Source organism: Paraburkholderia sp., assembly GCF_035656215.1.
GTDB lineage: Bacteria > Pseudomonadota > Gammaproteobacteria > Burkholderiales > Burkholderiaceae > Paraburkholderia.
On sequence record NZ_DASRSY010000383.1, the window covers coordinates 1 to 18,040 of the forward strand.

At 60.4% G+C, this 18,040-nt stretch carries 11 protein-coding genes, 2 tRNA genes and 1 pseudogene; 8 read left to right on the forward strand and 6 right to left on the reverse strand.

Features of this window, described 5'->3' with window-relative positions:
* Positions 1-323, forward strand: a pseudogene (locus tag VFE81_RS22225) (sugar transporter); the annotation flags it as partial.
* Between the two features lie 26 nt (positions 324-349).
* A complete protein-coding gene (locus tag VFE81_RS22230) occupies positions 350-2,740 on the forward strand; it encodes a polysaccharide biosynthesis tyrosine autokinase (protein ID WP_325046656.1) in 2,391 nt (796 codons plus the stop codon).
* Between the two features lie 109 nt (positions 2,741-2,849).
* Here the strand turns inward: VFE81_RS22230 and VFE81_RS22235 are convergent, their stop codons facing one another.
* From VFE81_RS22235 to VFE81_RS22245, 3 genes are all read right to left on the reverse strand, one after another.
* Complete coding sequence (locus tag VFE81_RS22235; protein WP_325046657.1) at positions 2,850-3,272, reverse strand: transcriptional regulator; 423 nt, start codon at positions 3,270-3,272, stop codon at positions 2,850-2,852.
* Positions 3,269-3,568: a type II toxin-antitoxin system HigB family toxin gene (locus VFE81_RS22240; RefSeq protein ID WP_325046658.1), complete on the reverse strand. Its 300-nt coding sequence runs from the start codon at positions 3,566-3,568 to the stop codon at positions 3,269-3,271. Before VFE81_RS22240 ends, VFE81_RS22235 begins: the two co-directional genes overlap by 4 nt.
* 257 nt (positions 3,569-3,825) lie before the next feature.
* Complete coding sequence (locus tag VFE81_RS22245) at positions 3,826-5,043, reverse strand: glycosyltransferase family 4 protein (protein ID WP_325046659.1); 1,218 nt, start codon at positions 5,041-5,043, stop codon at positions 3,826-3,828.
* A 267-nt stretch (positions 5,044-5,310) separates the two neighbouring features.
* On the opposite strand from VFE81_RS22245, the gene VFE81_RS22250 reads away from it, so the two are divergent.
* Positions 5,311-6,501 (forward strand): glycosyltransferase family 4 protein, encoded by a 1,191-nt coding sequence (locus VFE81_RS22250; RefSeq protein WP_325046660.1) that lies wholly within the window; start codon positions 5,311-5,313, stop codon positions 6,499-6,501.
* Positions 6,502-6,724: 223 nt separating this feature from the next.
* On the opposite strand, the gene rpiA is transcribed toward VFE81_RS22250, so the two are convergent.
* The 3 genes from rpiA to rnr all read right to left on the reverse strand — a co-directional run bounded on the left by rpiA (position 6,725) and on the right by rnr (position 10,931).
* Positions 6,725-7,420 (reverse strand): ribose-5-phosphate isomerase RpiA, encoded by a 696-nt coding sequence (gene rpiA, locus VFE81_RS22255; RefSeq protein ID WP_169486554.1) that lies wholly within the window; start codon positions 7,418-7,420, stop codon positions 6,725-6,727.
* Between the two features lie 43 nt (positions 7,421-7,463).
* Positions 7,464-8,207, reverse strand: a complete 744-nt coding sequence (gene rlmB / locus VFE81_RS22260) for a 23S rRNA (guanosine(2251)-2'-O)-methyltransferase RlmB (protein ID WP_325046661.1) — start codon at positions 8,205-8,207, stop codon at positions 7,464-7,466.
* A gap of 207 nt (positions 8,208-8,414) precedes the next feature.
* Positions 8,415-10,931 carry a ribonuclease R gene (rnr, locus tag VFE81_RS22265; RefSeq protein WP_325046662.1) on the reverse strand — a complete coding sequence of 839 codons (2,517 nt, stop codon included), beginning with the start codon at positions 10,929-10,931 and terminating at the stop codon, positions 8,415-8,417.
* A 304-nt stretch (positions 10,932-11,235) separates the two neighbouring features.
* On the opposite strand from rnr, the gene VFE81_RS22270 reads away from it, so the two are divergent.
* The 5 genes from VFE81_RS22270 to VFE81_RS22290 all read left to right on the forward strand — a co-directional run.
* Positions 11,236-11,322: transfer RNA gene (locus VFE81_RS22270), tRNA-Leu, on the forward strand.
* A gap of 270 nt (positions 11,323-11,592) precedes the next feature.
* Positions 11,593-11,679 (forward strand) — tRNA-Leu (locus VFE81_RS22275).
* A 187-nt stretch (positions 11,680-11,866) separates the two neighbouring features.
* On the forward strand, positions 11,867-13,153 hold the full coding sequence (locus VFE81_RS22280) for a tyrosine-type recombinase/integrase (RefSeq protein WP_325046663.1): 1,287 nt from the start codon (positions 11,867-11,869) through the stop codon (positions 13,151-13,153).
* A gap of 211 nt (positions 13,154-13,364) precedes the next feature.
* Positions 13,365-16,067: a type VI secretion system Vgr family protein gene (locus VFE81_RS22285; RefSeq protein ID WP_325046664.1), complete on the forward strand. Its 2,703-nt coding sequence runs from the start codon at positions 13,365-13,367 to the stop codon at positions 16,065-16,067.
* Positions 16,068-16,105: 38 nt separating this feature from the next.
* Positions 16,106-18,040, forward strand: a 1,935-nt coding sequence (locus VFE81_RS22290; RefSeq protein ID WP_325046665.1) for an alpha/beta hydrolase, incomplete at its 3' end; no start/stop codon positions are given.

Here is an 18,040-nt window from a genome sequence, read left to right on the forward strand (position 1 = left end):
TGAACAAGCCGACCTCGCTGCCGATGAACCGCGGCCGCCTGACGCTTGCCGATGCACTCACCGGCGCCGGCAGCCTTGACGTCAAGACCGGCGATCCGCGCTTCGTGTACGTGGTGCGCGGCGCCGACAAGACGCTCACGCCCGACGTCTACCAGCTCGACATGACCCAGGTCGACGCGTTGATGCTGATGACCAAGTTCGAATTACAGCCGAAGGATGTGGTGTACGTGCAGGTCTCAAGTGCCGCTCGCTTTAACCGCGCACTCGAACAGATCACGCCGACCCTGCAGTCCATCTTCTACACGGTGCAGTTGGCCCGGTAAAAAAACACTCGCGACGGAGTATCACTATGAGTACGTACGACATGCTGGACCACGGACCGGCGCCTGGCAGCGACGAGGATGCGGTGATGCGCGACTTGCTGCGCATGATCATGGATCAGATCTGGTGGGTGATCGGCATTGCCGGCTGCGTGATTCTCGCTGCAGTGATCTATACGAAGATTGCCACGCCGATCTATTCCGCCGACGCGCTGCTTCAGGTCGACGCACAGAACAACGGCATCGGTTCGCAAAAACAGAGCGCGCTGTCGCTTATGCCATCGATTGGTCCGATGCGCACCGACGCGGAGATCGAAATCATCAAGAGCCGCGCGGTGGTCGAGCCGGTGGTCGAGCAGTTCAAGCTGAACTTCAGCACGGCTGCGAAGACCATGCCGGTACTCGGCAAGATTTCGTCGTGGTTCGCGCATCCGGGCCATCCGCTCGGCGCCGCGTTCGGCATGAACTCGTATGCGTGGGGCGGTGAGCAATTCGAGGTCGGATCGATCACGGTGCCGAAATCGCTGGAAGGCGCGCGCCTGACACTACGCGTGCTCGACTACGGCCGCTATGAAGTGACGGACTCGTTCGGAACGCAGATCCTGACCGGCGTGGCGGGTCAGCAGGCAAGCGGCAACGACGTCACGCTGTTCGTCAAAACACTGGTGGCCCGTCCCGGCACCGAGTTCTACGTGACGCGCTTCAACCAGCTGGACGCGGTCGCCGGGCTCTCTTCCGGTTTGCAGGTAGGCGAAAAAGGACGGGACACCGGCGTCGTGCAACTGTCATACATGGGCGCCGATCCGCACACGATCACCGCGATCACCAATGCGGTGGCGGCGTCGTATCTGGCGCAACGCACCGAACGCGCGCAGGAAGAAGCGAGCCACATGCTGAGCTTCCTGAACAGCGAATTGCCACGCCTGCGCGCCGAAGTGAAAAAGACCGAGACCGCGTTGTCGGAGTATCAGTCGAAGGCCGGTTCGTTCCAGCCGACCCAGGAGGCCGGGGTCTATCTCGCCGGTGGTCTCGACTACGAAAAGCAGATTGCAACGCTACGCATCCAGCGCGCTCAACTGCTGCAGCGCTTCACTGAGGAAAGCCCGGAAGTGCAGCAAGTGGATGCGCAACTGGCGGCGATGTCGCGCGAAAAGGCCCGCTTCGAAGATCACTTCAGCACGCTGCCGAGCTCCGAACGCGACGCCCTCTCCTTGCAGCGCGACGCGAAGGTCGCCGAGGAAATCTACGTGGCGCTGCTGAACAAAACCCAGGAGCTGTCGATTTCGCGTGCCGGCACGATCGGCAACGTGCATATCATCGACGAAGCCTTGCTGCCGTCCCAGCCGGTGCGGCCCAAATCCGCACTGATCATTTCGGCGGGCACGCTGCTCGGCATCATCGCGGGCATTCTGTTCGCGTTCTGCCGTCGTACGTTCTTTACCGGCGTGGCCGACCCCGAGTTCGTCGAGCGGCGTTTCCTGTTGCCGATCTTCGGCTCGATTGCCTTCAGCCCGGAACAGGCGCGCAGCGACCGGCAGTTGATCGCCACGCGCGCCGCGGCCCTGCCCAGTCCAAGGTCGACGCCGACCGAAGTGTCGGCGCAGTCGTCGGGCATGACGCGAATGCTTCGGACTGGTTCGGCGGCGGATCGCCAGGACAGGGTGCAGGTCGGTACGCAAACTGTCGTTGCGTCGCACAAGACACCCATGCGGCCGCTGCTGGTGAAGACCCATCCGTACGACTCAACGGTGGAGAGCCTGCGCGGATTGCGCGCCACGTTGCAATTCGGCTTGATCGATGCGCCCAACCGCATCGTGGCGATCACAAGCCCGGCACCTTCGGACGGCAAAAGCTTTCTGTGCGCAAATCTGGCTGCACTGATTGCGGAATCGGGCAAACGCGTGCTGCTGATCGACGCCGATCTGCGGCGCGGCCGCCTCGCGCAGTATCTCGGCCGCTCGCCCAATGGCGGCTTGACCGAACTACTGACGGGTCAGGTCGATCTTGAAGTCGCGGCTCGTGCCACGGGCGTAGATGGCTTGCACTTCATCGCGACGGGCGCTTATCCGCCGAATCCGTCGGAGATTCTGACGTCGGCGCGCTTCGGTGAAATCCTCGCGCGCTTCGAGCAGGAGTTCGATCTGGTGATCGTCGATACGCCGCCGCTGCTCGCGGTGGCCGATGCGGCGGTGATTGCCCATATTGCCGGTTCGACGGTGCTGGTGATGCGGGCCGGCGCTCATACAGAGGGTCAAGTGGCCGAGGCACTGAAGAAGCTGCGGCGCGCACGGGCCCGGGTGGTGGGCGGCGTGATGAACGCGGTGCCGCTCAAGAGCCACAACAAGAACGGTACGTACGACTATGCGTATGCGTACACTTACTCCGCCAGCGATCCGCTCGATACTCACGGATCACGATAGATCGGATTAAAGGCTGGACAAAGAAAAAGGGCTGCGCCGGATCGAGGCACAGCCCTTTTGCATTGGTGTGAGGTTCAGGCGTATGGAACGCGGCGAGGCGCCGCCACTCTTACAGAAACGCGCTGACGTCGGTACGAAAACGCACGGCCAGCGCCTTCGCCACCTTTTTGCTGATGGCGCGCCGGCCTGCGAGAATATCGCTCACCACGGTGGGCGATGCGATACCGATCAGATCCTTCTGCTTGAGCCCATGGGTCTCCAGCAGATGCCGCAACACCTCGCGCGGCTCCGCTTTCGGGATCGTCACGTTGTGTGCTTCCCAGCTTTCGATCAGGTCGGTAACGATCGCGAACAGATCGGCCAACGGATCCTCCTCGTTACCGTTCAGGTGATCGGCAAGCGAGTTGGCGAGCCGCACCATCTTCTGATAGTCCTGCTCGTTGCGAATGGGCGTGATCGGCAACTGGCTTTGCAGTGCAGCCCAGGTTTGAGTGATGTCGGGAAAGGCTCCCGGAAGGCGATCGGCATTCATGAATTTAAATTCTTCCTCGTCCAAAGGTCGTATTCCGCATGCGTCAGTACATGACGAACGAACAACGACTGCCTGTTGTAGTGAATCGCCGCGACGATCCGGAACCGGTTGCCGCCTACATCGAAAACGGTGTATTGCGGCGGCACGTAGTCCACGCCCGCGAACGTCTGCTTCAGGTCGTTATAGCCATACGCGAGGCAAGCCTGCGCCAGCGAGTACCACGTCAACAACGCACTGCGCGCCTCCGGATGTCGCTTTATAAAGTCCAGCAATGCTTTCTTCGAAATGACCCGCATCGGATTTCCTCACACGTACGCGCGCACTGAACATGCACGCTCTACCTGTAAGGCTAAAGAGATGGGATCGACACCGATAGCCAGCCGGATGGCATAGTCCGAACAGCTAGCGACGTCTTACTGCGGTAAGACAAACCCATTTTATTCGCATATCGAGAAGTTCGCAATATGCGAATAAAGAGATATTCAATCGTGCTTCGAGACCCCTTCGCGAACTTACGCCACCCGTGCCACGGCTGCACTCGAGCTCGCCCGCGTCAGCGTCCCCAACTGCTACCCTGCACGCGTTCGGCGGGCCACGCGAGGTCTTCAGCGACCAGATCGTGTTCGACCCGCTCGATCGCCGCTACCCGCAGACGCCAACCCGACGCCGCGATCGTGCGCGTCACCTCGGCCATGAAGGCACGCCGGAAAATCGCCGCAGAAAAACGTTCGGCATTCGCGCGGCATGCCGCGGGGGTGATCTGCTCATGCTGCCGTTCGAAGCGGTCGATCGCGTCGAGCATCGACACGACCGTTTGGCGTGCGAAATACACGCCGGTAGGATGCGCCTCGCCGACCGGGATCACCGTTTCGAGCGCCCCACCCTTGCCGAACGCAATGACCGGCGTGCCGCACGCCTGGGCTTCGAGCGCGACGATACCGAAGTCTTCTTCGGCGGCGAACACGAAGGCGCGCGCGCGTTGCAGATGATCCTTGAGAACCTTGAACGGCTGATAGCCGAGGATCGTCACATTCGGACCGGCCTTGGCGCGAATCGCCGCCATCTCGGGGCCATCGCCAATCACGATCAGCTTGCGGTGCGGCGTCGCGTTGAAAGTTTCGACGATCAGATCGATGCGCTTATACGGCACCATCCGCGAGGCGGTCAGATAGAAGTCTTCCTTGTGCGTGCACAGCTCGAATTTGTGCACGTCGACGGGAGGCGGAATGACCGCGGCATCGCGCCGGTAAGTCTTCATCACGCGCCGCGCAACGAATTGCGAATTCGCGATCAGACGGTCGACGCTGTTCGCCGAGTGCGAATCCCAGCCGCGCAAATAGTGAAGCAACGCACGCACGGCCCATGACTTCGGCCCACGCGTCAGCTTCGCTTCACGCAAATACTGGTGTTGCAGATCCCACGCGTAGCGCATCGGCGAATGCACGTAGCTCACGTGCGTCTGATCGGGGCCGATCAGCACACCTTTGGCGACCGCATAGGAACTCGTAATGACGAGGTCGTAACCTGAGAGATCGAATTGCTCGATCGCCAGCGGCATCAACGGCAGATACGCGCGATAGCGACGCCGCGCAAACGGCAGGTGCTGGATGAACGACGTCGTGACAGGTTTGCCGCTCACGGGTCCGCGGTCCTCGAGGAAGTCGACGAGGCTGAAGAGATCGGCATCGGGAAAGCACTCGATGATCTGTTCGAGCACTTTCTCGGCGCCGCCGGGTGCGACGAGCCAGTCGTGCACGATCGCCACTTTCATGATCTCCCACCTATTAGTAAACGACCCATGGCCATAGCAACGAGTGTATGTGCCACATCATTTACGGTGCGTGCGTATGCCCACATTCGACGCGCGACAGTCCGCGAATAATGAGGACTCGCTATTCGCCTCTTGCGAATGGTGTGTTCAATCACTTCGCCCGACTTCGTACTTATGCGCCCGACGATCGACGTTTCTCCACTCGCCCATTCTTTGCCACTGGTTCAGCCTGCTCGGATCGATCCATCTGCTGCGCAGGCTTTATCGGTGCCGACGGCGACATCGGCAACGCTCTCCCCGACGATGCCGAGCGTGCTATTCGTCGACCAGAGTGGGCAGCTAGGCGGCGCCGAATTCGCGCTCCTGCAACTGGCCGGAAGCTGCATCGCGCACAGCGAAGTCGTGCTGCTTTCCGATGGCCCATTCCGCAGGCGGCTCGAAGCGCTCGGTGCTCGCGTGCAGGTGCTGAACGACGCGCGCGTGTCGGGCGTCGTTCGGCAATCTTCAGGATTGAACTGTCTGCGCGTCGTGCCAGGCATCGTGCGCCAGGTCCGTGCGATCGCGGCGCGCGCTCGCACATTCGACGTGCTGTTTCTCAACACACAAAAGGCACTCGTGCTGGGTGCGCTCGGCAAACCGCTGCATCGCAAGCCGGTGATCTGGTATCAACACGACATTCTCACGCGCGAGCATTTCGGTCGCGTGCAGCTGAGCATCATCAAGTGGCTGGTGCGCTTCGCCGTTGATCAGGTGATAGCGAATTCGCAGGCATCGAAGCGATCGCTGACGGCGTTGACAGGCATCGCGGCCGACTCGGTGCCGGTCATCTACAACGGTATCGACGCCGGTGCGTTCAGGCGCATCGATGGCAGCGACATGGCCGCGCTGCGCCAGCGTCTGGAGCTGCCCGAGCATGCGTGGCTCGCGGGTTTGTTCGGCCGTCTCGCGCCGTGGAAAGGTCAGCACATTGCACTCGAAGCAATGGCACGGCTGCCCGACGTGCACCTGGTGCTGGTCGGCGCACCGCTATTCGGTGAGGACGCATACGCGCAGCGCCTGCATGAGCAGGCGGAGACATTGGGCGTAGCGGATCGCGTGCATTTCGCGGGTTTTCAGGACGACGTGCCCGCATGGATGAAAGCGATGGATGTGATCTTGCATACCTCGACTGAGCCGGAGCCGTTCGGGCGGGTGATCGTCGAAGGCATGGCGGCAGCACGCCCGGTCATCGCAGCAGCCGCGGGCGGCGTGACCGAGATCGTGCGGCATCAGCGCAATGGCTGGCTGGTGAAACCGGGGGATGTGGCTGCGCTGGCTGATGCGATCGGCGCATTGCGCGCCGATCCGGCAATGGCGCAGCGTATCGCGGATCAGGCGCTTGCCGATGCGCAAAACGAGTTCTCAGTGGACCAGTATTTGCAACGGATGACGCAGGCGATCGGACAAGCCGCGCGCTAGTGCTGGTTGACGTCGGTTAGTGCGGGGCGGCGCTGTTTTCTGCTGGCGCGAGAGCCCGCCGACTTAGGCAAGTGCAGACCGATGCTGTTCTCTGCTGGAGCGGGAGTTTGCCGACGTAAGCTAGTGCAGGTCGGCGCTGGCTAATACAGGTTCAATGACAGGTTCAATGCAGGAGCGCGAGCCCCCTGGAGCAGGCTCGCGCGTCACTGCAGAAGCACCTTGATCAGCTCTTGCTGTATTCGATCGTCTCGACGCCCGTATCCGTGCCGAGCATGCACAGATTCGCGCCTCGGCCGGCGAAGAGGCCCGCCGTCACCACGCCCGGCCATGCATTGATATGCATTTCCAGCGTGCGCGGGTCGCTGATACGCAGACCCTTGACGTCGATGATCTCGTTGCCGTTATCGGTAATGAACGGCACACCTTCCTTGGTCACGCGCACCACCGGCACGCCGCCGAGCGCCGTCACGCGACGGCCGATCGCGGTACGCGCCATCGGCACGACTTCGATCGGCAGCGGGAAGTTGCCGAGCGTGTCGACCAGCTTGCTCGCATCGGCGATGCAGACGAACACGTCCGACACCGATGCGACGATTTTCTCGCGCGTCAGCGCGCCGCCGCCGCCCTTGATCATCGCGCCGCTATGGTCGATCTCGTCGGCGCCGTCGACATACACCGGCAGCGAATCGATTTCGTTCAGATCGAGCACCTTGAAACCGTGCGACTGCAGACGCGCGGTGGTAGCGAGCGAGCTCGACACCGCGCCGCGATAGCGGGTCTTGCTAGCCGCCAGCGCGTCGATGAAACAGTTCGCGGTTGAGCCGGTGCCGACGCCGATCACGGAGCCTTCCGGCACGTTGGCGTTCACATAGTCGGCGGCGGCCTGGCCGACCAGTTGCTTGAGTTCGTCTTGGGTCATGGGGAATGCAGGCGAGCAGTAAAAACAACAAGTTTACCGGAGTTTACTTCTTCACCGACCGCTGACGCACCGCTTCGAACAGACACACGCCGCTCGCCACAGAAACGTTCAGGCTTTCGACTGTACCCGCCATCGGAATCTGCATGATCACGTCGCAGGTTTCGCGCGTGAGACGCCGCATGCCCTCGCCTTCGGCGCCCATCACCAGTGCGACCGGACCGTCGAGTTCGGTCTCGTAGAGGCTCTTGGTGGCCTCTTCGGCGGTACCGATCACCCACACGCCCGCGTCTTTCAACTCACGCAGGGCGCGCGCCAGATTCGTGACGGTGATGTACGGCACGGTGTCGGCTGCGCCGCTCGCCACCTTCGCAGCCGTCGCGTTCAAACCTACCGCGCGGTCACGCGGCACGATCACCGCGTGCGCGCCGGCCGCATCGGCCACGCGCAGGCAGGCGCCGAGATTGTGCGGATCGGTCACGCCGTCCAGCACCAGAATCAATGGCGAGCCGTTGATGCCGTCGAGCAGTTCGGCCAGATTCTGCGCGAGCGGCATGTCGGTCGCACGCGCGACCACGCCCTGGTGACGCTCGGTATGCGCGAGCCCCCACAGACGCGTTTCGTCGGCGGCAATCAGACGCACGCCGGCTTCTTTCGCCGTGTGCAGGAACTCGGTCATGCGACGGTCTTTGCGCGTCGCGTCGTAATAAACCTCTTCGACCGTCGACGCGTCGTGCCGCATGCGTGCGGTCACTGCGTGGAAACCGTATAGAACCTTGAGACGTGACATGACTGAAAAACCTTTGATTGAGCGCGCCTTGACACGCGCGCTGCTGTGATGAATACGAGCTTGCTTATTGTGTTGCTTGCTGTGTTGCTTGCTGTGTTGCTTGAGTACCTGCTTCGGTACCTGACTTGATCACGATGAAACGAAGACCGCGCGCAACCGGTACGTATCAACGTACCCGATGCGCGCGGTTCAAGCCGTCATGCGACTTCAGCGCTTCTTGCGGGCCTGCGGTTTCGATGCCGGCTTGGCCGGAGCCCCGCCATGCTTCTTCACCGCGCCGCGTGCCGCGCGCGCTTCCTTGACGGCAGCGGTTTGCGCCGGCGCTGCCGTCTTGCGCCGTCCACCCGCACCTGCCGCGGCGCCGCCTGCTCCGCCTTCCACCGGCGGCAACGAACGCACGCGTGCGCCGCCGCTTTCGCCTGATGCCTTGTCGGCGAGAGCCGGCCGATTCGTCGGCGGCTTGATCGGCGTGTCGCGCACGAGGCGGAAGTCGATCTTGCGCGCATCGAGATCGACGCGACTCACCTGCACCCGCACGCGATCCGACAGCCGATAGCGAATGCCGGTGCGCTCGCCACGCAACTCGTTCTTGATTTCGTCGTACTGGAAGTAGTCCGAGCCCAGTTCGGTGACGTGCACGAGGCCTTCGATAAAGAGCGAGTCGAGCTGCACGAAAATGCCGAACGACGTCACGCCGCTCACCATGCCGCCGTACTCTTCACCGAGCTTGTCGCGCATGAAGTAGCACTTGAGCCACGCTTCGACGTCGCGCGATGCCTCGTCCGCGCGGCGTTCGTTAGCCGAGCAATGCAGACCCAACTCTTCCCAGATCGCCACGTTGTTCGAACGCTGGCGGCCACGCTTTTCGTCGTCGGCTTGCTGCATCGCGCGGGCGCGCGGCGACAACGCCGTATTCAACTCGACGCCATGCGGCGGCTCCGGCTGATATTTGCGGCCTTGCAGGATCGCGTAGATCGCGCGGTGCGTGAGCAGATCGGGATAGCGGCGGATCGGGCTCGTGAAGTGAGCATAGGCTTCGTACGCGAGACCGAAGTGACCGATGTTGTCCGGGCTGTAGACGGCCTGCTGCATCGAGCGCAGAAGCATGGTTTGCATCATTTGCGCGTCGGGCCGTTCGCGGATTTGCGCCATGAGCGCCGCGTAGTCGCTCGCATGCGGCTTGTCGCCGCCGCCGAGCGAAAGACCCATGCCGCGCAGGAACGTGCGCAGATTCTCGAGCTTCTCGACGGTCGGTCCGGCGTGCACGCGGTACAGACCCGGATGCTTGTTGCGCTTGAGGAAGTCGGCCGCGCAGACGTTCGCGGCCAGCATGCATTCCTCGATCAGCTTGTGTGCGTCATTGCGGGTGCGCGGCACGATCTGCTCGATCTTGCCCTGCGCATTGCAGACGATGTATGTCTCGGTCGTATCGAAGTCGATCGCGCCGCGCTTCTGGCGCGCGGCGAACAGCGACTTGTAGACGCCGTAAAGATTCTGCAGCTGCGGCAGCAAGGCGGCGCGGCGTGCCGCTTCCGGGCCCTTGGTGTTCTTTAGCACCGCGGCGACTTCGGTATACGTCAGGCGCGCGGCGGAATTGATCACGCCGGGATAGAACTGATACGCCTTCACTTCACCACGTGTGGTGACGATCATGTCGCACACCAGTACGCAACGGTCGACATGCGGATTCAGCGAACACAGTCCGTTCGACAGCTTCTCCGGCAGCATCGGAATCACGCGGCGCGGAAAGTACACCGACGTGCTGCGTTCGAGCGCGTCTGCGTCGAGCCCGCTCTTCGGATGCACATAGTGCGAGACGTCCGCGATCGCGACGATCAGGCGGAAGCCTTCGCCGCGACCGACCTGAACCGGCTCGCAATAGACTGCGTCGTCGAAGTCGCGGGCGTCTTCACCGTCGATCGTGACGAGCGGCACGTCGCGCAGGTCGATGCGATGACGCGCGTCGACCGGGCGGACTTCGTCGGGCAGTTTGGCGGCTTCGTCGAGCGCGGCCTGGCTGAATTCGTGCGGCACGCCGTATTTGCGCACCGCGATTTCGATTTCCATGCCGGGATCGTCGATATCGCCCAGCACTTCCACCACGCGGCCGAGCGGCTGCGAATGACGGCTCGGGAAATCGGTCAGCTCGACCACCACCACCTGGCCGACCTTGGCCTTCTTGGTGTTCTGCTGGATCAGAATGTCGTGGCCAATGCGCTTGTCTTCAGGCGCGACGATCAGCGCGCCGTTCTCGTTGAGCAGACGGCCGATCACACGCTTGTTGGCGCGATCCGTGACTTCGACGACATGCCCTTCCGGCCTGCCGCGACGGTCATAGCCGACGATGCGCGCGAGCACGCGATCGTTGTGCATGACCTTCTGCATTTCGCCGGTGGGCAGGAACAGATCGTCCTGACCGTCGTCGCGAATGAGAAAACCGTAGCCGTCGCGATGGCCCTGCACGCGGCCCGCGACGAAGTTCGACGGATGGGTCAGCTGATAGAGATTGCGCTGATCGAGCCGGATCTGGCCGTCGCGCTCCATGGCGCCTAAGCGCTTGAAAAATCCTTCGCGCTCCTGGCGCTTGATCGACAGGGCTTCGGCGATGTCGTTCGCGGCAAGCGGCGCTTCACTCGTGCGCAGCACGCCCAGGATTTCTTCGCGGCTTGGGATCGGATACGGGAATTTGCTCAAGGGCTTGTCGATGATTTTTTCTCGTTGCATGGACGTCGGTCGGCGATGTGGCTCGGCTTAAGAAGCGTTTGGGTTGCGCTTAAGTTGCACTTGCGATTGCACTGGAATGACTGCTCGGGTCCGGCTCGTTCAAGTCTGAGTCCGACGGGCGTGTGCACCGTGCCAACGAACTACTGCGAGGCATTCTAACACCCGTCCTGCGCGCCACGCGGCCCGGCAATAATCGCTGTGAGCCGCATCCAGGCTCGCTGCGGCGATGTTTAAGCGACTTTTGAGAAACGCTTGACAGCCCTGAATCTGTCGCTATAATGGCGTTCTTTGCTGTTCATCACCTGCCCAGGTGGCGAAATTGGTAGACGCACTAGGTTCAGGTCCTAGCGGTGGCAACACTGTGGAGGTTCGAGTCCTCTCTTGGGCACCAGATTCAAAAGTAAAGCCGCCTGATGGTTCACATCGGCGGCTTTACTTTTTGTGTGAAGCTATGTGATCCGATTCTGTTTTTTCGATTGGATCATGTGGCTGGCAGGACGGTTGCGTCGATGTGAGTTGGCGTGAGCTGGCGTCGTTAAGCAGTGAAGTTTTCCTTCGCTGCATGGCACAACCGGGCGGTTGATGAAGCGATGGTTTGTTTGCATGTAGGGATTGACACGCTGCATCATCACGCTAAAATATTGGTCTAGCTTGAAGACGTGCCCAGGTGGCGGAATTGGTAGACGCACTAGGTTCAGGTCCTAGCGGTGGCAACACCGTGGAGGTTCGAGTCCTCTCCTGGGCACCATTTAAGCTTCCAGAGACTTCCATCAAAGTCCTCTGACCCCCCGGAAAAGCCCGCCACTGCGGGCTTTTTTGTTTTGGGGCCTCCACGCTGATCCGCTGAAAACCATGGCAAGCTAGCATCAAAGTGGTACATTTTTCGGTACATCGAAAGTTCGAGTAATCGAATGTACCAATTTCGAGGTGCCGCCATGCGTCTGACATCTAAACAAGTCGAAGCAGCCAAGCCTTCAGCCCGGGACTATATCCTCAATGACGGTGACGGGCTATTCCTGTTCGTCACGACCAGCGGGACAAAGAGCTGGCACTTCCGATACACCATCGCCAAGAAGCGCGCTCGTCTGTCTTTCGGCGTGTATCCCAATATCTCTCTGCAGCGTGCACGCGAGTTAAGGGTTCAAGCAGACATCCAAATTGCGAATGGCATCAAGCCAGAGCTTCGCAAAAAAACGAAAGCCAAAAATGATGACACGTTCAAAGTTGCGGCCGACCTCTGGTACGAGGGCAAAAAGGATGCCGGACGAGCAGAAGGGACTCTCTCGAAGTTCCGCACATATCTGGACAAGGACATCCTCCCAGAGCTGGGAGATAAACGTCTATCAGAGATCACTCGACAAGACTGCACACGCGTGCAAGAGCGCATTGAGAAACGCAATGCGTTGAATGTATCTAAGAAGGCACGTGGTTGGTTGCGTGAAATTTTTAGCCAAGCTATCGCTCGCGGTCAATGCGAGAACAACCCCGCATCGGAGTTGAAGGTCATTGCCAAGGAAGCCCCCAAGGCCAAGCCCTATCCACATCTACTTGAGCCCGAACTTCCTGATTTTCTGAGGGCACTCGATCGATCCAAGAGCCGCTTCATCCAACGCGCTGCCGCCTGGATGACCATCTGGACTGCGAGCCGCCCTGGCATGGTTCGCTTTGCCGAGTGGACGGAGATCGACCTCGACTCCGCGTTGTGGACCATTTCCGGAGAAAAAATGAAGATGCGCCGCGACATCGTCATCCCTCTGCCAACGCAACTCGTCGCACAACTGCATGAACTGCAGAAGCAAACGGGCCGGCATCAATATCTTTACCCCGGCATTGGCTGGAAAAATAAGACCATCAGCGAGAACACCATCAATGGAGTGTTTGCGCGAATCGGGTACAAAGGCCGCATGGTAGGACACGGCACACGTCATACCGCGAGCACCTTGCTTAACGAACATGACTGGAATGAGAAACACGTCGATATGCAGCTCGCACACGTTGAGGAAGGCACTTCGGGTGACTACAACCAAGCCAAGTACTTACCGCAACGGGCCGCCATGATGCAGTGGTACGCCGATTATCTCGACGCATTGAAAACTACTGGAATCACTCCGAAGTTAGCAACGGAATTTGCGGCTCGGGTCAATGTCTATGCGAGAACACCGGGCGCTCCTCTACGCTCCAAGTCAACCAAGCAGAGTAAAAGCGCTGCAGTTCGGCCCTAGAGGCCGGACAAAGATGATCGAATCGATAATTTGATGTTGTTCGCGGCCGTCCGCCTGCGACCCATGCCGCATCAATGTTTTAAGATTCGATATTCGCCCGAATATCCATTTCGCATTAAATCGATTTCCGCTTTTCAATTTCTGATCATTATCAGATTGCTTTCGAAGTAGAATCGCGCGGGAAAGAGGAATAATCAGATCGAGAGGCGGCATGGGCACGCAGGACATAATCGGGGCGATTACGGGTGGACTGTCGCAGCAGGACCGCCTTCTGAAACTGGATACGCCGGCCGGCAATAACGTCTTGCTGCCCCACCGTGTCACCGGGTGCTCGCGGATCGGTCGTGACTTCTCCTTTCTGCTCGACTGCGTGTCGACTCAGGGCGACGTCCAGCTCAAAACGCTGATCGCCCAGACGGTTACGCTCTGGATCCAGCAGGCCGATCGGTCTTACCTGTCCCACCATGGCTATATACATACAGCGCGTCGGCTGGGAGCCGACGGAAATCTCACAAGTTACCAGTTGGGATTTTCCTCGTGGATGCACTTTCTGAAGTTCCGGCGTGACCAGCGACACTGGCAGGACAAGGCAGCGGACGAGATCGTCTCGGACGTATTCAACCAGCATCCGCAGGCAAAAGGGATGTATCGATTCGCGCTCTCGAACCCGCTGCCGAAGCGTTCCTACTGCCGGCAGGACGAGACCGACTGGAACTTCGTGCACCGGCTCCTCGAGTCCGAAGGACTGTATGGCATCTGGCAGCAGGCGGCGGACGGCAAATCGCACACGCTGATCATCACCGATCGCCTCCAGACGCTCGAACCGCTCTCACCTGCAACGGTCGGATTCTATCGTGCCGGCGTGAGCAGTGAAGCCGATGCACTCACCCAGTGGTCAGGCACGCGGACGCTGCAATCCGTGCTGCTGTCGACGCGCACCTTCGACTACAAAAGCCCGTCGACGCCTTCCAGCCCCAAAGGTACGTCGGTACCGACCATGGCGAATCAGGGTGCGTTGCCCGCGCAAACCGAAGTCTACGAATACACCGGTGGCTATACGTACCCGGAACAGGACCGTGGCGATCATCTGTCGAAGATTCGCATGGAGGAATGGGAGTCGCAGGCCAAGCGCTTTCACGGCGTGGCTAGCCTGCGCGCGATGGACGCGGGCCGGCGCTTCACACTGACCGGTCATCCCGAGCATGACCACGACGCCGCGGACCAGAACGAATTCGCGAGCATCGAGGTCGCGTGGGTCATCGAGAACAATCTTCCGCTCGCCGGGCACGAAGCGAACTACCCACACAGCCTGAATCACCAGCTCGCGCAAGCCCGCACCGACGATCCCGGCCAGAACTTCAGCGTGAAACACGTGGACGGCTCGACCGGGTTCTACCGGGTCGCCATTGAAGCGCAGCGCACGACGGTGCCTTATCGCAGCCCGTTCGAACATCGCAAGCCCGAAGCGAAACTGGAATCGGCGATTGTGGCGGGCCCGAAGGGCCAGGAGTGCTACACCGATGAACTGAACCGGGTGAAGGTGCTCTTCATCTGGGACCGACAAAACGAAGGGGACGAGCGCGCATCGTGCTGGGTGCGTGTGGCGCAGTCCGATACCGGCAATGGATATGGTGGCGTCCACATGCCGCGAGCGGGCGAAGAACTCCTGATCGGTCACATCGGCAATGACATCGACCGCCCGATTGCGCTTCATCGCGTCTACAACGGCGCGGCGAAACCGCAGTGGCATTCGAACGGCCTGCTTTCCGGCTATCAGTCCCGGGAGTATGGCGGTGGTGGCGGCTATAACCAGCACGTCATGGATGATTCCACGGGGCAGCCTCGCATGCGGATCATGAGCAGCCACGGCATGAGCGGTCTTCATCTCGGCTACCAGATCGTCCAGGACGGCAATTCGCGTGGCGCGTACACCGGCAGCGGGTTCACCCTGCGCACCGACAATGCAGGTGCGGTCCATGCGGGCGAGGGACTGTATTTCAGCACACATCAAATCAGCGCCGACGGTCAGCCGCTCGATACCACCGCGCCGCGCGAGATCCTGGCGCGTGCGGATCTACTCATCGAGTCGTTGTCCTCAGCAAGTTCGACCGCCAAGGCCGAGGATATGAAGCCTGGCCGCGAAGCGCTTTCACAGTTCGCGAAGGCGACCCAGCACAGCAAGGCGGGCGTAATCAAAGGCGGCAATACGGCAGGCGGTGGGACAGGAAACGCCAATGCCTTTGCCAAACCCGTCATGCTCGGATCGAGTCCCGAGAGCATGGGCTTTACCACGCACGCGTCGGCGCAGATGGTGGCGGACGAGCATCTGAATTTCGTCAGCGGCAAGGACACCTACTGGGCCGTCGGGAAGTCGTTGGTTGCGAGTGTCGCAGAAAAAATCAGCGTGTTCGTCCAGCGTGCCGGTATGAAACTGATCGCCGGGAAAGGTGCGATCGACATCCAGGCGCTCACCGATCAGTTGCGATTACTCTCCGAACTCGGCCTGACGCTCAAGAGCAATAACGGCAACATCGAGATTGACGCGAAGACCGAACTGCTGCTCAAGTGCGGTGGCTCGTACATCCGTATCACCTCCGGAGGTATCGAGGACGGCACGCGCGGCGCACGCACGATCAAGTCGGCGTCGTTCAGCCGGCAGGGACCGAGTTCGATTGCCGAGCATATGAACAGTCTGCCGCAGGCGAAATTTAACGATCCCTACGTGCTGCGTGATCGCATCACGGGCGACGTGCTGAAGAACCACCCCTATGAGCTGGTGCGTGCCGATGGTACTCGCCTGACCGGGATGACGAACGAGCTGGGACATGTTCCCGAGCAGAAGAGCCAGGATGTTGAGTCGGTGATGCTGCGTGCGTTGCGGCCGGGTTCCAACCCGGGCGGCACATCGGCGTGAACCATTTTGACTGATCGACACACTTTGCACGAATCACGATGAGCGATAACCAGACAGATAATCAGGGCGGCTCGCCTTTCGATGACAATGCCGAGCAGGAGGTGGTACAGCAGACCGGGCGCACGCACGCAGACGGATCGTCCTATGGGACTTTTACGCTGACGCCAGAGAGCGACAAACGCAGTAAGGAACTGTTGTGCGATGTGCGGCCGATCATCCCGGTGATATTCCTGCCGGGCGTGATGGGGTCGCTGCTGACCGACAAGGATACCGGCGACGAACTGTTCTTTGCCCCGAACACGGATGGCATGATGGGCGCCGTAGGTGCACTCCCTGCGTTAATTGGATTGTGGTTCAAGAGCGCATCGGCGCGAGAAACGCAGTTCGACCCGACCCTGGCGGCGGTGACGCCGCTCGGTCCGATCAATGTCGGCAAGCATGGCAAAGACGATACAGCTGACCAGTTCGTCGACGAAAAGGAGGCGAGAAGGCGCGGCTGGGGTTCGGTGCATCGCACGAGCTATCACCCGGTGCTGGCATGGCTCGAAGAGCAGTTGAACCAGCCGATGCTGCTAGGCAAAACACATGGTGCGTGGGTCGACACTGATCCCAAGGGTGAAAAGTGGACGCTCAAGCCGGTGATCGACACCGACCCGACCGACTACGGCGCGTTCGGCAAGGGCGAGAAAATTACGCAGGATTCGGCGGAATTCAAGCGCTTCGCGAAGTACCGGTACCGCGTGTACGCCATCGGCTATAACTGGCTGCAGTCGAATGCCGACTCCGGGCAGCAGGTGGTCGAGGGCTCCGACTACTACGATCCGAAGACGAAAAAAACGACGAGGCTAATGGGCATCAAGGAAATCTGTGCGGAGAATGATTCAGGCAAGGCGATCATTCTCACCCACTCGATGGGAGGATTGGTGGCCCGGATGGCGATCGCGATGCATGGTGCGGAAGGTTTGATGCACGGGGTATTCCACAGCGTGCAGCCGGCAACGGGCGCGCCAGTTGCGGCGAAGCGTTTCAGGACGGGTGGGGGCAACGAGGGCGGGATGAACAGCTTTGTCAACGGCAGTCTGGTCGGTCGCGACGCCGGTGAGTTCGTGGCAGTGATAGCGAACGCTCCTGGGCCGCTGGAACTGATCCCTATGCCGGACTACGACAACAGCGAGCCGTGGTGGGTGTTTGCCCGGATCAATGGCGAGGTGGTGATGCAGTTGCCGGAGAATGGCAGTGCCTACAAAGAGATTTATACGAATTCGAAATGGTATGGTCTGCTACCTGATCCATCATTTCTTGATCCGGCTGGCGTTGTGAAGCAACGACTTGATAAAAGAGCACAAGGAAAAACAATTCTAGAAAATTTCAATGAAACCATGAAGGAAGTTGTAAAAAAGCAAAATAATATAATCAACATTTATCATGGAAAAACTTATGCCGCATACAACGGCAACGGCGCGCTGATACAGAAGCCGCAGGCCGATGCTGCGACGGAAAGCGGAGACAAGGACAAGCCCGGCATCGAAAAAGGTCTTCCTCTCGAAAAATTGCTGACATGGGGCAAGGTGTTCTGGGCCGGCAACGTGCCGTCGGGAGTGCCGGAAGAAGAATTGCGCGCTGCGACCCTCCTGCACGACTCGCACACGGGCAATGTCCGGGTTTATCTGGAATCACGCAAGCTGACCGTCGAGTTCGAGGTACAAAAGGTTCCGAAGCTACCCGCCGGAGCGGATGCGCCCAACCCAGACAAGAACGGCATCATTCCGGGTGATGCGACCGTGCCTGCGTGGTCCGCCGACGCCCAGGCACGCGGCCTGAGGCCAGGGGTAAAAGGTGATCCACCCCACGGCGTCCAGATGGCCTTCGTGCAGGGCGGCTACGATCACCAGGGGAGCTACAACCACCCGTGGACCCGTTGGGCAATGCTTTACAGCATCGTGCAAATCGCGCAGGATGCGCCGGAGCCATCA

Excerpts from the sequence above, each read along its gene's own strand:
- VFE81_RS22285 (WP_325046664.1), top strand. The coding sequence starts at position 13,365 with ATGGGCACGCAGGACATAATCGGGGCGATTACGGGTGGACTGTCGCAG.
- rnr (WP_325046662.1), bottom strand. The coding sequence starts at position 10,931 with ATGCAACGAGAAAAAATCATCGACAAGCCCTTGAGCAAATTCCCGTAT.
- VFE81_RS22280 (WP_325046663.1), top strand. The coding sequence starts at position 11,867 with ATGCGTCTGACATCTAAACAAGTCGAAGCAGCCAAGCCTTCAGCCCGG.
- rlmB (WP_325046661.1), bottom strand. The coding sequence starts at position 8,207 with ATGTCACGTCTCAAGGTTCTATACGGTTTCCACGCAGTGACCGCACGC.
- VFE81_RS22245 (WP_325046659.1), bottom strand. The coding sequence starts at position 5,043 with ATGAAAGTGGCGATCGTGCACGACTGGCTCGTCGCACCCGGCGGCGCC.
- VFE81_RS22235 (WP_325046657.1), bottom strand. The coding sequence starts at position 3,272 with ATGAATGCCGATCGCCTTCCGGGAGCCTTTCCCGACATCACTCAAACC.
- VFE81_RS22240 (WP_325046658.1), bottom strand. The coding sequence starts at position 3,568 with ATGCGGGTCATTTCGAAGAAAGCATTGCTGGACTTTATAAAGCGACAT.
- VFE81_RS22230 (WP_325046656.1), top strand. The coding sequence starts at position 350 with ATGAGTACGTACGACATGCTGGACCACGGACCGGCGCCTGGCAGCGAC.
- rpiA (WP_169486554.1), bottom strand. The coding sequence starts at position 7,420 with ATGACCCAAGACGAACTCAAGCAACTGGTCGGCCAGGCCGCCGCCGAC.